This window comes from Pseudoalteromonas sp. Hal040, assembly GCF_037162425.1.
In the GTDB taxonomy this organism is placed as follows: Bacteria; Pseudomonadota; Gammaproteobacteria; order Enterobacterales; family Alteromonadaceae; genus Pseudoalteromonas; species Pseudoalteromonas gelatinilytica.
The window spans coordinates 1-15,224 of record NZ_JARLUU010000002.1; the positions used below are offsets into that span (position 1 = coordinate 1).

At 40.2% G+C, this 15,224-nt stretch carries 13 protein-coding genes and 1 pseudogene; 4 read left to right on the top strand and 10 right to left on the bottom strand.

The genetic code is table 11. The features are described from left to right. The coding region (locus P4S60_RS17670) for a GyrI-like domain-containing protein (protein ID WP_337116881.1) at nucleotides 1-231 on the top strand (231 nt) is incomplete at its 5' end. Between the two features lie 79 nt (nucleotides 232-310). Here P4S60_RS17670 and P4S60_RS17675 read toward each other — a convergent pair. Continuing rightward, on the bottom strand, nucleotides 311-817 hold the full coding sequence (locus tag P4S60_RS17675) for a hypothetical protein (protein WP_063703800.1): 507 nt from the start codon (nucleotides 815-817) through the stop codon (nucleotides 311-313). A gap of 133 nt (nucleotides 818-950) precedes the next feature. On the opposite strand from P4S60_RS17675, the gene P4S60_RS17680 reads away from it, so the two are divergent. Then, nucleotides 951-1,961 carry an alpha/beta hydrolase family protein gene (locus P4S60_RS17680; protein WP_337116883.1) on the top strand — a complete coding sequence of 337 codons (1,011 nt, stop codon included), beginning with the start codon at nucleotides 951-953 and terminating at the stop codon, nucleotides 1,959-1,961. A 46-nt stretch (nucleotides 1,962-2,007) separates the two neighbouring features. Here the strand turns inward: P4S60_RS17680 and P4S60_RS17685 are convergent, their stop codons facing one another. From P4S60_RS17685 to P4S60_RS17710, 6 genes are all read right to left on the bottom strand, one after another. Further along, nucleotides 2,008-2,889, bottom strand: coding sequence for an alpha/beta hydrolase (locus P4S60_RS17685; protein WP_337116884.1), 882 nt, complete (start codon nucleotides 2,887-2,889; stop codon nucleotides 2,008-2,010). Nucleotides 2,890-3,187: 298 nt separating this feature from the next. After that, entirely contained in the window at nucleotides 3,188-5,518 is a 2,331-nt protein-coding gene (locus tag P4S60_RS17690; protein WP_337116885.1) for a S9 family peptidase, read from the bottom strand. A gap of 93 nt (nucleotides 5,519-5,611) precedes the next feature. Continuing rightward, nucleotides 5,612-6,412, bottom strand: coding sequence for a DODA-type extradiol aromatic ring-opening family dioxygenase (locus P4S60_RS17695; protein ID WP_337116887.1), 801 nt, complete (start codon nucleotides 6,410-6,412; stop codon nucleotides 5,612-5,614). Beyond that, nucleotides 6,297-6,587: a CcdC protein domain-containing protein gene (locus P4S60_RS17700; protein ID WP_337117523.1), complete on the bottom strand. Its 291-nt coding sequence runs from the start codon at nucleotides 6,585-6,587 to the stop codon at nucleotides 6,297-6,299. The genes P4S60_RS17695 and P4S60_RS17700 overlap by 116 nt, the downstream gene beginning before the upstream one ends. Before the next feature lie 100 nt (nucleotides 6,588-6,687). Beyond that, nucleotides 6,688-7,320, bottom strand: a complete 633-nt coding sequence (tmpT, locus tag P4S60_RS17705; RefSeq protein ID WP_337116888.1) for a thiopurine S-methyltransferase — start codon at nucleotides 7,318-7,320, stop codon at nucleotides 6,688-6,690. Between the two features lie 45 nt (nucleotides 7,321-7,365). Next, entirely contained in the window at nucleotides 7,366-7,818 is a 453-nt protein-coding gene (locus P4S60_RS17710; protein WP_337116889.1) for a DUF2938 family protein, read from the bottom strand. 100 nt (nucleotides 7,819-7,918) lie between these two features. Between P4S60_RS17710 and P4S60_RS17715 the strand changes: the two genes are divergently transcribed. After that, nucleotides 7,919-8,800: a LysR family transcriptional regulator gene (locus tag P4S60_RS17715; protein WP_337116890.1), complete on the top strand. Its 882-nt coding sequence runs from the start codon at nucleotides 7,919-7,921 to the stop codon at nucleotides 8,798-8,800. Here the strand turns inward: P4S60_RS17715 and P4S60_RS17720 are convergent. Continuing rightward, complete coding sequence (locus P4S60_RS17720) at nucleotides 8,795-9,370, bottom strand: DJ-1/PfpI family protein (RefSeq protein ID WP_337116891.1); 576 nt, start codon at nucleotides 9,368-9,370, stop codon at nucleotides 8,795-8,797. The genes P4S60_RS17715 and P4S60_RS17720 overlap by 6 nt on opposite strands. 126 nt (nucleotides 9,371-9,496) lie before the next feature. Between P4S60_RS17720 and P4S60_RS17725 the strand changes: the two genes are divergently transcribed. After that, nucleotides 9,497-10,201: a hypothetical protein gene (locus tag P4S60_RS17725; RefSeq protein WP_337116892.1), complete on the top strand. Its 705-nt coding sequence runs from the start codon at nucleotides 9,497-9,499 to the stop codon at nucleotides 10,199-10,201. A 38-nt stretch (nucleotides 10,202-10,239) separates the two neighbouring features. Here P4S60_RS17725 and rmuC read toward each other — a convergent pair whose 3' ends face one another. Then, a complete protein-coding gene (rmuC, locus tag P4S60_RS17730) occupies nucleotides 10,240-11,706 on the bottom strand; it encodes a DNA recombination protein RmuC (RefSeq protein WP_337116893.1) in 1,467 nt (488 codons plus the stop codon). 229 nt (nucleotides 11,707-11,935) lie between these two features. Beyond that, a pseudogene (locus tag P4S60_RS17735) lies at nucleotides 11,936-15,078 on the bottom strand (DEAD/DEAH box helicase). Between the last annotated feature and the right edge of the window lie 146 nt (nucleotides 15,079-15,224).

Consider the following 15,224-nt stretch of genomic DNA (forward strand, 5'->3'; position numbering starts at 1 on the left):
TGTACTGATCTGCAAGTCACATCATCAGAGATAGAACAAACGACACTCGCCACAGGTAACTACCTTCGCTTTAGTGGCAAAGGTGCAATGCCACAAACCGTTATCGATGTTTGGGGTCAAGTTTGGCAGTACTTTAGTAATGAACAGTGCCCGCATATTCGAGCATATAAAACTGACTATGAGTTTTATAAAAGCAGTGAAGAAGTTGAAGTATTCATTTCGGTTGAATAACGCCAAACCCTATTTTTAGTGTAAAGCCCCATTACAGATAAAGCCGCTTATTGCGGCTTTTTATTTGCTAAAAGGTATATTAATCCTTGTTGTTATCTTCAAGAATAAGATTCTTTAAAATGGGTCGTACAACGACCAAGATTAAAGTAATAAGTACTATCGCGGCCATTATTATGCGAACTAATCGGAGAAACCATTCAGTTTGATGAATAGGCCTATTTTCCTTTGCTTCTTGTGATTCAAGTAAGGCACATGCTTGTGGTATTGAACTAAATGTATCTTTATTTGGATAATCAAAGACGAAACCTACTTTAGCAAGTGCTAGCCTCGCTTGGTCTGAATGAAGAACATCGACGTACAAAATATGATTTTTAATATCAGCCTTGTAAGGGATCTCTTCAACGTCCAGTACATCAACTATCTTGACAGCATTGACTAAGCGCATATCTTGTACCAAAGGCCGGTATTCAGGAGCTCGAGACCATATAATTACAAATATAGCGAACCCCAAGGATAAACATAATAACCCCCACAAGGTGTAACGCTTAGGTAGCAACTCTAATATATGCGGCGGTTTATTGCTCATTATGACTTCCAATTCAATAAGTTAACTTTCATAATATAAAAGTTTTGATACGTAAAAAAGTAGTTATATACAAATAACCATCATTTAAGTTACTGTGGATTCGTAACTTTTAGTCACCAATAAGGATGTTGTTGTGTATAAATTACTACTCTTTGCGAGTCTATTTCTCGCTGTTTTTTCTACCAGCGCAGCGAAAATTATCGATGATGAACACGTCACAAAAGAAACAGACTGCTTCACAGGCATCTTTGCTAACTATGATTCGTGGCACCAATTTATTGCGCAAAAGAATAAACGCAAAGCTAAAAACGAAGAGGCATACTTAAAGCGTATTAAAGCCTTTGAAGAAACCTTTCCACAAGATATGTTCGATAACTTTAAAGCTAATTTAACCTGCCATAATTTTAAATATCAGGTCGATAATGTTGAGGTACTTGGTTATATCATCAAACCTAAAGTCATCAAGAATAAGCTTCCAGTATTAATTTATAACCGCGGCGGCAATGGTAATTTTGGCAATGTTTATTTTGCAGCAATGATGCGTAATTTATTTCCTTTAGCAGAGCAAGGCTTTGTGCTTATCGGCAGCCAATACCGCGGTACATCAACTAAAAATGATGATTTAGATGAGTTTGGCGGCAAAGATGTTAACGACGTACTTGCGCTTATTGATTTTATTCCGCACATAGCAAGCGCAGATGAAAACCGTATTGGTATGTTAGGAGTAAGTAGAGGCGGCATGCAAACCCACCTTGCGATGCAACACACAAACAAGATTAAAGCCATTGCAACCATTGCGGGGGCGACCGATTTAGTCAAAGAGCTTACGTTTAGACCTAACATGGAAAAAAACGTGTATGTGCGTCGTATCCCCAATTATAAAGAGAACAAACAAGCAGAGCTTGAAGCACGCTCTGTTATGAACTGGGTTGATAAGCTATCGCCTAAAGTGCCCATATTACTTATTCATGGCAGTGACGATAAACGAGTATCGGTCGAGAACTCAATTCAATTTGCCAAAGCGCTAGATAAGCATCAAATACCCCATAAACTCGTGGTGTATGACGGTGACAATCACTTTTTAATGGACCATAAAGAACAACTAGAATCAGAACTAGTTAATTGGTTTAACACCTATTTGTAACTTTGTTTTAAAAGTAAGAAGGGCCAAATAAGGCCCTGTTTTGCCATTACTTAGCCATATCAAAATGATTAAAAGCCCCATCTAGTGCACTGCGAACGGATTGTTTTGCGTTTTGTTCATGGTCAGCTCCTTTGTTGATGTGGTGCTGCCAGGTAAGATCGTTTGGTGCATGCTTTTGAAGAGCATTCACTAAGCCATTAAATGCACCGGTTATGATTGGATTCTCATCACCACCTAATGTGACATAAAAATAGTGGGTGTTGCCTGCTGTATTAGGTAAGCTTTTACTGAACTGTTTTACGACAACATTATCGTCATACCAAGCCGCAGGGCTAAAAGCAAAGTATGCATTAAATAACTCTGGTTTAGTAACCATGGTATATAACACAAAGCTACCTCCCGCCGAAAAACCTGTTAGTGTGCGCTGCCCGCTAATACGGTACTCTCCCTCTAAATAGGGTATTAGCTCTGTTTCAATAAACTTTAAAAACACATCAGCTTTACCAAATATTTCTCGTTGATTTTGATTGATTGGGCGCGCTTCTATCGCCACATCCTTACGGGCGTAAGGTGGCACTAAATCACGATTTCGTGTGTCATGCCAAAAAAGGTTCGGGATGGCCACGAGAATAACCTCATGCTTGTCATCGGTGCTTTCAAGAAAACTTAAAGCGTCATCCCAAGTATCAAGGTTAAAATTGCCGTCAGTTTTAATTATGAGCGGATAAGCTTTGTTAGGGTTGTAGTTTTTGGGCAAGCGAATGAAAACTCGGCGCATTTCTGAAAGCGCATTCGACTTGATATCTATATCAATAAAGCGTGAACTATAGTGCTGTTGGTATTTCATCGCGATATACAAGCCTGTAGCTAACAAAACAAATGTAATAAGCCAAGCTAGATACTGAAATCTAAATTTTAGTAATGCCATTTTATCCCCTTAATCAATAACTTAATGACACTACTTCAATTATAAATATTAGTTAATAAGACAATTGTAACAGGGTATTAGTTAGCCTCTTTCACCGACTTAACTGTGATACAAGATATTCATTACACACTTCGATCGATAATCCAATAGCTCGCAGCCGCCATTGCCAGCACTGATAGTTTGCTTCAAACATTTGATAGCTTTCATCTAATCGCTTTCTTGTGTAACGGGGGTTTACAGTTTGCATAAAAAAACCGCAGCTTAAAATCTAAGCTGCGGTTTTTTTAATAAAGCATATTTACTTGTTAAGTAGATGCTTTTCGAAGAAGTTAGCCATCATAGTGTGATAGTGTAGGGTAGTGCCTTCACCTTCACGGAGGCTGTGAGAACGGTTCGGGTAAGAGAAAAACTCGAACTGTTTATTGTGCTTAACTAATTCGTTAATTAAACGCTCTGAACCTTGGTAGTGTACGTTATCATCTCCGGTACCGTGGATCAGTAGCAACTTACCTTGCAGGTCTTTTGCAAAGGTGAGCGGAGACGTGTTGTCGTAACTTTCAGGATCGGTATTTGGGTTACCCGCATAGCGCTCTTGGTAGATAGTATCGTACAAGCGAATATCTGGCACAGGGGCTGAGGCAATCCCAACTTTATATTTATCACCATGGCGGAATAACAAATTAAGCGTTGAACTACCACCACCTGAGTGACCCCATACACCAACACGGTCGGTATCAATGACATCCCAACGTTTTGCCATTGCATCAAGGGCGTCAACTTGGTCACGCACAGTAATAGAGCCTATTTTTTTGTAGATAGACTTACGCCAATCTCTGCCCTTTGGTGCGCGTGTGCCGCGGTTATCAACAGAGGCAACAATAAAGCCTTGCTGAGTTAGATACGACTTGTATAAGTAACTGTCGCCTTCCCAACGGTCTTGTACTGTTGATCCCCATGGCTCACCATAGACATAGAAAACGATTGGGTATTTTTTGCTTTTATCCATATTCGCAGGGAACATGATGTAGCCATCAAGCTCAACACCATCGCGCGCATTAACCGTAAAGAACTCGTGAGTCGGTAATTGCTCAGTCGCTAATTTCTCTTTTAATGCTTTGTTCTCAACTAAGGTTTTCACATTGCTGTGATCGCTTACTTTGATGATCTCTTTCATTGGTGGCGTGCCAAACTTAGAGAAGGTATGCATTGCCCAAGAGGTATCTTTAGACATGTAATAGCTGTTTGAACCATCGAATGACGCTGGCGTTACACGCATTGGCTTAGAGCTGCCATCAAGCGAGGTACGGAATAAATAACGCTGGCCTGGATCATCCGGTGATGCAGTAAAGTACATAACGTTTTTATCTTCGTTGAGCGCTAGCATATCAATGATGTCGTACTCGCCCGGTGTTAAATCAACAACCGTTTTGCCATCGCGAGATACACGGTATAAATGGCGCCAACCATCACGCTCGCTGTGCCAAATAAAGAACTTACCGTCTTTTGACCAGTTTGCTTTATAAAACCATTCAATAAAGGCATCGTCTTTATCTTCAAGAATTTTAGTCAGCTGTTGTTTTTGCCAGTCGAATAACCAAACCATGTTGTGGCTTTGCGGGCGGTTAAGATCTTGGATCATCAAAGATTCACCTGTGCCTGCCCAGCTAATACGTGGAATATAACGATCGCGATTATCGCCACCTAGTTCAGCCCAACGGGTTTTCTTGTCGCTAAGACTTACCACACCCACTTTAACAGCAGAATTCATCTCGCCGGCTTTTGGATACGGAAATTCTTTAAGGGTAGGGTAGAGATCATCAGTGTTATTGATCATGGTGAAGTATTTCACACCACTGGTATCAAGCTGCCAATAGGCAATTGATTTGTTGTCTGGACTCCAGCGGAAACCATCACGAATGGTAAATTCTTCTTCGTATACCCAGTCAAAATTACCATTAACAATGGTGTCGTTACCATCAGTGGTTAAAGCAGTCACAGCCTTGCTACCCACTTTTTCCATGTAGATGTTGTTATCACGCACGTAAGCTACTTTTGAGCTATCAGGTGAGAACTTAGCAAACATCAGCTTTTTCGCTTCGATGCTTTCGCCACCTAACTGATATAGCGAATCAGTTTCGAGGTTTAAAAGCCAAAAATCACCACGACTACGTGAGCGCCACACTTGCTCGCCATTGGTAAAAACCATCAGCCATTTACCATCTTTAGACCATTGGTAGCTTTCAACGGTGAGTGGCTCTTTATCACCTTTGGGAATTAATTTTTCGTAGCTAACAAGTACCTTACGACCCGTCCCATCGGCGTTATAAAACACAATATCATTGCCTTTTACGCCGTGCTCATCGTCTTTAGCTTTGTCGTCTTGGTTGTTTTTATCGCTTTCGCGCTCTTCAAGTACCGTATAACCAGTACCATCATCGAGCCACGTAAAATAGGTGCTACGCTCAGCTTTAAAGTCTTTTTCTTTATAAATTTGTTCAAGCGAGAGCGGATTAGCCGTTGCGTTCACTGTTGCTGATGGGGTGCTCGCTTGCTCAGTACTTGAGCATGCTTGCAAACCTAAACCCGCAACCACAGCAAACGCAAGGGTTGATGTTTTTATTAAGTTCATTTTGTTGTTCCTAGGTTTTAACTTACCTAGCGTACCAAAATAAACTTATAAAATCTGAGCTTTTATCGTGTTATCAGGGGGTTGAACTTAAACTTAATCGTCCCACAAGAACATACTGGCTTGCTTGTTGGCAATACGTAGTTCGTAGATATCACTACAAGAGCGCATCGCCGCACCATAGCAAACATGTAACGGCAATAAGTGCTCTTCACGAGGGTGACTAAAACGCGCCGCAGGGGCCATTTGCCACTCTAATAACTTAGCTTGTCGCTGCTGCTCACTCAGCTCAGTATTGCCACATACATCGACTAACCATTGCTCAAAAGCGATATTTTGCGCTTTAATTTCAGCTGTTTCAGGCGTAAAAAATGCGCGCATATTATGAAAAGTAAAGCCAGAACCAATGATCAATAAATTATCGTAATCAAGCTGTTGTAAAGCCTCACCTATCGCTAGGTGTAAGCTTGGCTCAAGGCTTGGATGTAAGGACAATTGCACACAAGGTATATCTGCCTCTGGATACATAATCTTCAAAGGCACATACATACCGTGATCAAAGCCACGAGATGGGTTTAATGTGCTATCGATATTAGCCTTTGCCAATGCTTGATGTACTTTTTCGGCAAGGGCTGGTTCGCCAGGGCTTGGGTACTCAATACTGTAAGCAGGCTCAGGAAAACCATAGTAATCATAAATTAGTTCAGGAGCAGCACTCGAAGTAATGCTAATTGGGTTCGCTTCCCAGTGTGCACTCACCATCAAAATAGCTGATGGCTTTTTAATTTTTGCTGCAATAGACTGCAAGCATGTGACCATATCGGCATGACTTGGATCGCCAAGTAAAGGCATAGGACCGCCGCCATGTGAAACAAAGAAAACGCGTGGCTTTTGCATAAATGTGCTCCTTAAATATGCTTTTCATACCAATTCGCTTAATTAAGTAGTCTATTTTGAGGCAAGGAAACCTCGTTGATAACAAGGCAAAAATTTCGTTATTTAGTTGTTCTAAATCAGAAATTTTTAACGCAGGTAGCGACAGGTTTAATCCCTCAAAATGATTAAGTATTATTGCGCATTGGTATCTCTATAGTGCACGCACAGAGGTACAATAACTAGCCACAAAAACGCACAACTAAGGTGTGAATTTACACACCACTAGTTTGTAAGTACTAACTTAATTGCCAAGCAACGTTCATGGCAGGGACTTGCCCTTTTAAGCCACCTTCGAGAGGTTCTTTACACAGTAATGTTAGTTGATAAAAAGCATCGTAATGCTGATGTAGTTCATCGGCGACCACACTAAACGGCGGGCCCGAAAACTCACTTTGCTGATACTCAAAGACCACCACTAATTGTTTAGCTCTATTGGTTAATTCAAGTAAATGCTGGGTATAGCGAATGCGCACTGGCTTTGGTAGCGCAACTAAGGCGGCACGGTCATAAACTGCGTTGATAGGGCCAATTTCATTCGCCGTAAGTGCAAAAATATCACCCACCCAAACGGTTAGATTTGCGCCTTGGTAACGTAATAGTTCGCCGTGTTGGCTAACTTCGGGTTCTAGCTTTAACTCATCAAATAACTGCTTAATGGCTATCTCACTAAGTTCTGCCCCAACAACACGCATTCCTTGCGCTAGCAAATAATGAATGTCGTGAGTTTTTCCGCACAGTGGCACAAAAACAGTATCGCCTTGCTGTAAATTCAAGTTAGTAAAATACTGATCTAGATAACGGTTAACGTCTCCTTCATGAAAACCAATTTCGTTATTTTCCCAACGTTGATGCCAATGCTTTGCGTCCATTACATACTCCTAAATAAATTGAATGAATTGAGCTGATAAATATATTCAGACACCAAAAAGTAGGTGAGTTACAGCACTTTTTAAGCGGGCTTGAAGTGGGTTTGCTGTTTTCGTAGCCATTATCCCCATCCCTAAAGCGGGCTGCATAACAAAAAATGGCATACATACACTAGCTAATCCAAATATACATGCAGCGATTAAGGTGGGCTGTTCAAGCCAAGCAATACCGACCAATAATATAAATAGAAACGAAAATAAAACACCAATAAAGTAGTGTAAACACCAGCCAAACACGCACTCAAACTGCTTAACTGGACTAGTTGCTATATTCAGGTGCTTAAACTTTCCATCTAATAAACCCAAGCCCCAACGGCCAACTAAACAAAAGTTTAATGACGATATCTTAAACACTTTAGCCAGCAGAAAAGCATAAAGATCAATGAACAAAGTCGCCGCTATGCCTACAAAAGTTATCACATAAATATCATTAACACTCATAATTAGATGCTCTTAAATGATTTAATAAAAGACATGATATCTAATTGCAAAAATGCTAAAAATATCAAGATAAACAAACTATGATTGCATAAATGAGAACATGATTGACGATATTGCCCTATTCATACAGATTGTTAAACAAGGTGGCCTAAGTAATGCGGCTGAGAGCTTGTCGTTGCCTACCGCAACTGTATCGAGACGCTTGCAACGACTTGAGCAACGCCTAGGCGAGCAGCTTTTAAATCGCTCAGCAAGGCAATGCACGTTAACACAAGCAGGGGAGGTATACTTTCAAAGTTATGTTGAATTAATTGAGCAATTTGAACAAACTCACCGCCAGCTTAATGAGCAAAAAGCACAATTGTCAGGAAAGCTTAAAGTTTTAGCACCGCTGAATATTAGTCATGGTTTCTTAAAGCCGATGTGGCTCGCATTTACTAAACAGTACCCTGATATTCAACTTGAGTTATTGCTTAATAATAAACTTGAAGATCTGAGTAAAAGCCAAGCTGATATAGCAATAAGAGTCGGGCCGCAGGCTGATTCTATGCTCCATCAAAAAAAGTTAGGCAGTGTTGATACCTTATTTGTAAGCACTAAAACATACCTTAATTCGGCACCTGCCATAGAAGAGCCTGCTGATTTAAAGCAGCATAGGTTAATTGGCACCACTTTGAGAAATAAATGGCAGCTAACCAATACAAAAACGAATGCAACTTATACTCACATGTGCCGCTTTGCTACTACGTTTAACGATACTGGATTTGTAAAATACTTAGTTTGTGATGAGCAAGGTATCGCTTTGTTACCTCGGTTTGAGGTTATAGATGAATTAAAATCTCAGCAGCTAGTTCAAGTACTGCCACACTGGCGAGGGGAAAACCGCGACATTTATGCTATCTGGCCAAGCGCACGTTTACTGAGTAAAAAGGCTGCCTGTTTAAAACAGTTTATAACCGACTATATTGCTGAACAATTATAAAGTCTGCCATTGATATTCCATCTGTTTGGCAGTCAGTAGAGCGTGTTCGTAACTAATAAACTCAGCGACTAAAGCTAGGCTCATATCAATGCCAGCAGAAATTCCCCCAGAACTGGTAAACTTACCGTCAGTGACCCAACGAGTATCTGCAATCACGTTAAGATCAGAAAACATAGCAGCTAGCTCAGGTTGATCTTGCCAATGAGTCGTGACATTTTTACCTTTTAAAAGCCCAGTTTTAGCAAGCAAAAACGCCCCCGTACAAACACTCGCAACACGCTTGGTGTTAGTGGCTGTGTGTTTTAACCAAGTAATAACCTCTGCTTTTTCGAGCTCTCGTGTATGGTCGCCACCAACCACAACAAGGAGATCAAGCAAAGGGCAATCAGCAAAGCTGTAATGGGGGTTTACACTATAACCACCACGGGCAAGAACAGGACTATCACTTTCGGCAATTAAACTCACTTGCCAGTCATTATTCGCTAGGCGCTTAGCCGTACTAAACACCTCAAACGGACCTGAGAAATCGAGCACTTCGGCATCATCATAGATGTAAATTCCAATATTCATACAATTGTTCCTATTACGTGGATTTATTTCTCAAGTAAAAAAACGTACTATGCCATTTTTGCAGTTCGTTAATGACATATTATTAAATTGCGCACTGTATACAAACAAAACTTCAAGGCATTGTTAATGCGTTTTTTATTATTATTGAGCGTGCTGCTGGTTGGTTGTAAAACAACACAGCAAAGCGTTGCTGAAATTAGTGAAGTATCGCCGGGCACTATTTATTTTCAGGGCGAAACATCAAAGCAAAATGTTGAAAAGTTCGAACAGTTATTAGTAAGTAGCAGCCAACAAATCAACACCTTGGTTATTAATAGCCAAGGTGGTGATGTGATGGCGGGTTTACATTTAGGTGGTTTGGTTCATGAATATCAACTCAATGTTGTGGTACACGAGCTTTGTGCATCGTCTTGCGCCAATTATGTGCTTACAGCAAGCCCACATGTCCTCGTTGAAGAGCAAGCCGTTATCGGTTGGCATGGCGGCTCATTACAGCCATTATACGTGCCGATGGAGCAGCCCCGCGAGGTCGCTAACTATATAGCAAAATGGCAAACCGCAGAGCGACAATTTTTCGATATTATCAATGTTGAACAAGCGGTTACTATCATAGGGATGATGCCTGGTATTACCGAGAAACGTGATGCTGCTATTTATAGTTACGATACCCAAACCCTGAAGCGTTTAGGGTTACACATTGAGTTTGCTGGTGCGCAAACGGGGATGTCAGCAAGTGGCGAAAAACTAGCGCAGGTATTCGAGCTTGAAGAGTCTGTACTTAACCATTTTTTAATGCTCAACGATATAGTTTCAGCCGAACTTATTAACTAATAAAAAGCCAACATGACGTTGGCTTTTTTGTATCGCATTTAATCTAACTCTAATTGGGCTTTTTCAACACTTTCCGCGGGTAACTCTTTTTGAACAGAAACCCCCAACTCTTTGAACTCAGAGGCCTGCTTAATCAAGTTCCCTTTACCGCGGTACAGCTGAGAAAACGCTTTATCATAGCTTTCTTTGGCGCGATCTAATTGCTTACCAACCCCTTCCATACTGGTTAGGAAACCATTGAGTTTGTTGTAAAAACGCTCTGCACGAGCGGCAAGCTCTTTTGAGTATTTAGTTTGCTCTTCAAAACGCCACAGTTGTTTTACGATATTCAAGCTAGTCAATAAGGTCGTTGGAGTAGCAACTAAAATGTTTTTTTCGATTGCTTGCTGATAAATATCACTTTGGTACTTAAGCGCTTCAACAAATGCAGACTCTATTGGTACAAACATGATCACCACTTCTGGTGAGTTAATACCCGGTAGTCTGTCGTAGGCTTTGCTTGCTAACTCGTTTATACGCGATTGCACCGCCATAACATGCTCTTTAAGCGCTTGCTGCGCCTCAAGCTCTGTATCGGCATTTACATAACGTGTATACGCGTTTAAAGAGGTTTTAGCATCAATAACTAAATGACGTTGTTGAGGTAAATACACCACAACATCTGGTCGTAAACGGCCATCTTCGGTGTTAAACGACACTTCACGCTGATAATCTACTCCAGCACGCAGCCCTGCGCTGTCTAGTACATTTTCAAGCATTAACTCTCCCCAATTACCTTGGGTTTTCTTTTGCCCTTGTAATGCGGTGCTCAGCCTATCAGCTTGTTCAGTGATAGCTTGGCTTTTAGCTTGTAAATGCAATAACTCAGTTTTTAGTGCTGCACGTTGCTTTAGATCTTCAACGTGGATCAATTCCATTTTATCGCGAAAGCCTTTTAGCTCACCTTGAACCGGTTTTAATAATTGCTCAATACTTTCTTGGTTTAAGGTTTTAAAACGTTGTGATTTCTCTTCAAGGATTTGATTTGCGAGATTTTCAAACTCTTTTTTGAGTTGCTCTTTGCTTTCTTTGATATGACTAAGCTGCTCTTTAAAATGCAGTTCTTTTTGCTCTACTGTGCTTCGTAAGGTACTTAAATCAACATCGCGCTGATTAAGTGCAGCTTTTGTATCAGCAAGCTCAGCTTCAACTTGACGCCAAAATTGGTTGTATTGTTGTGCTTGTTTTTCTTGTTCTACGAAACGGGTTTTAAAGTGTTGAGACTCATCACGTTGTTCAGCGTAATCTTGCTGTAGCTGCGAAAGGGTAAGCTGGGTTTCTTGCAATTGCAGCTGCTTTTGTTCTAAATGATTTTGCAGGATTTGCTGGCTATTTTGCAGATCAGTTAACTGATTTTTTAAGCGACTTTTTTGTAGGGCAAAAATGACACCACTAGTAACAGCACCTACAGCAGCACCAAGTACTCCACTTTGCCAATTAATCTGTGTAATTAGCTCTGTAATCATAACGAAAACTCAATAACTTAAAGACACATCATCATAACGAATTAGCGCACAGCAGAGTAGGGGGTTTAGGCATAAAAAAAGCCAGCTCAAGGTGAGCTGGCTCTAACATTACTAAAATTTAGTAACCAAATGGGAAATCAACATAATGCTTATGTAAACTGCAATTTAACAACAAGCATAATAATAGACGCCCCAAAAATTGATTAGTTCAAAAAAACTTTAAAAAAATTTAATTTTTTATCAGTGCGAGCATTTGCTCTTCATCAAACTGAGTGAAACTCATTGATTTTTCGGTAAATAAAGCATCAACAAGGGCTTGCTTATGCTGCTGCATTTTAAATACTTTTTGTTCAATTGAGTTAGCCATAATCAATTTATAAACAAACACAGGGTTCGTTTGGCCAATTCGATAGGCACGATCTGTCGCTTGTTTCTCAACGGCAGGGTTCCACCAAGGATCAAAATGAATCACAGTATCGGCTTGAGTTAGGTTTAACCCTGTACCGCCGGCTTTAAGGCTAATTAAAAACACGGATGTATCACCTTGAGTAAACTCTTCGATAACACGGTCGCGGTGTCTTGTTTGCCCTGTGAGCATACTAAAGCTGATGCCTAATTCATTTAATCGCTCTGCTATCACATCAAGTGCCATGGTGAATTGACTAAATATAATCACCTTTCGACCTTCGCTAAGCATGATAGGCAAATGCTTAGATAACCACTCAAGCTTAGCGCTGCCAGCCTGTGAACTAGGATCAATCAATTTTGGATGACAGCAGATTTGTCTGAGCTTTAACAATGCATCTAAAAAGGCTAGCTTACTTTTTTGCACACCTTGCTGCGCAAATAGGTCGACTAATTTCTGTTCTAAAGATTCAGTGATACCGGTGTAGATTTCTTTTTGTTTGCTTTCAAATTCAAACTCTTTAACTAGCTCAGTCTTCTCTGGTAGCTCTTGCGTTACCTGAGCTTTAGTTCGACGCAAGATAAATGGCATGATCAACGATTTAAGTTCATCTGCACGGGCAACATCGTTATCACGCTCAATAGGCGTTTGAAAATAACTCTTAAAATGTGTTTGCGAACCAAGCAAAGAGGGCATTGCAAAGTCGAGCAAAGATTTAAGCTCAAATAAGTTATTTTCAATAGGCGTGCCGCTTAAGCAAAGCTTAAAGTCAGCATTAAGGCGCTTAACCAAGCGCGAAACCTGCGCGGCATCGTTTTTGATATATTGCGCTTCATCAAGAATGATGTTTTCAAAATACAGCGGCGAATAAAAGGCAATGTCACGTTTCAACAGTGGGTAAGTTGTTAAGATACAATCTGCTTGCGACAACTGTTGTAATTGGTCGCCGCGCGCAGCACCAAATACGGTGGTGATTTTTAAGTTGCTCGCAAACTTATTGATTTCGCTTTGCCAATTACCGACCAAGCTGGTTGGGCAAACAATTAACGTAGGGCCTGCTTGTGGTGATTGCTTGGCATTAGCTAAAAAGGCAATAACTTGTAAGGTTTTACCTAGCCCCATGTCATCTGCCAAAATACCACCAAGTTGATGACGTTTTAAAAAGTTAAGCCAATCAACACCGTGCTGTTGGTACTCACGTAATTGCACACCTTGGTTTAAGCCTTGAATATCGGACTTTTTAATAAGTTGTTGTGAGCTATTTAGTTCAGATAAGTACGCATCGAGTGCATCGTCGACAATATTAACCTTAATTGCTTTTTGCTCGATAAGCTTAGGCAAAAACGATAAAGGCATTAAGATTTCGTCACGGGTTTTAATATGCTCAAAACGTTCACGATAATCATTAAGTTGCATCATCGCGGCCTTTTCTACCACCGCAAAGCGTTTCCCTACTGTAAAGTAATAAAAGCGTTCACTTTGTCTGTTAAGTGACTGATAAGTATTATTATCTGTAACAAATAGTTGCTGAGTTTTGACACCAGAGATCACGATTTTACCAACTATCTGATGGCCTTTACCACGCTCAACTTGCAGTGAAAGTTGTTTTAGAACTTTGCCTACGTCTAACTCATCATTAATCTTCCAACCACGTTTTAATAAGTTTGGAATTATTTCGAACTTTAACCAATGCTCATGAATAACTGATTGTTTATTAAAGATAAACTCTGACTGTAAAGCCCCTTTACATAATTCGAAGCCAAGGTTAGTTAACTCATTTACAACGGTGTTTTCTAATGACTGATTTAGTATATCCGCTGGCGCTTGGCTTAAGTCATACAAAGAGTTTTGATAATTAAACTGCAATGATAAACGAATTGTTCCCTCATCATTATTAATACTGATGACTGGGAATACGGTTCGAGCTAGGCTTTTTTTACTTTGCTTAAATGCATGAGGGATTACACCTTCACCAAAATTATCATTGAGTTGTTGATAAACGCGGTCAAAGTTCTCTGAGTGAATAGCTGGCATATTGGCAAGCAAAGCAATCTCATCTGCCGTTAACGGAGTACGAATACGACCTACCTTTAGTTTTTCAGGGTCAAGGTAAGTAGGGGTGTTGTTTTTAACAATAACCAATTATCTTGCCCAGCAAGCGTCATGCTCAACGACGTTAAGTCTTTGTTTTGTTTCCAATCAAACTCTAGTGCTTGCATGCTATCAGCTTTAATTGCTTGGCGAGAGCGACCTAAAAACAAACGCTGAGTAGCAATTAATTGCTGCAGTGCTGCAAAACCCCATTGGCCTTTTAGCTCTAATTTACCAAGGGCATTTTGAGAACGGATCCAGCTATATAAACGAAAATCCGTTTCTAATAAATCAGTGGGGGTTACAAAACTATTTAACTGCTGCTCAGTAAGGTTACGTCCGAGAGTATAATTATGCTCAGCATCATAATTAGCAATTTTAGGGGTAAGGGTGACAACAGATTTCTCTACATCAAGGACGAATAATAAAACCTGTTTGGCATTATCGTTGGCAATTTGCTTAAGGGTTTTAAGCTCACTAAACCAGTCGTTAATGATGTAGTCTTCACCATAATCGCCAGAATGTTCTATTTTGAGCTTAAGGAGCACAGCCGCAATATGACGGCATTTGGTTTTAGAGCCACAAGTACAATGTGAATCGACCGAAAAGCCACTTGGTAATTTACTGATCTCAATATGCTGTGTGAAGGTATTTCCTTCGTTACCAAACATAGATGCATCGATAACACTAAAATCACTGTTATGTTCTAACCAATTGATTTGGCCGTTCTGGTGATACTCTTTTGCTTTGCTTAACACATGTGGCTTAAACAGCTGTTTAATGAAGCGCTCAGACAGAGGAAACTGAGTTTCTTGCTCTTGTTTGATTTCTTCAAAGATAGCTAATAAGTCATTTTTGGATAAGTTAGCAGACATAACGCTTTTGGCAGTTAAAACAAAAAATAATTCTGCCAGTATATGATCGATCGGCCCAGAGCTAAAGCACTATTGAGCAATATTAGACTGGTTGGAGCTGATAACTTGGTAAAAAACTGTATTTAGATAAAGTAAATGCGAAAAAG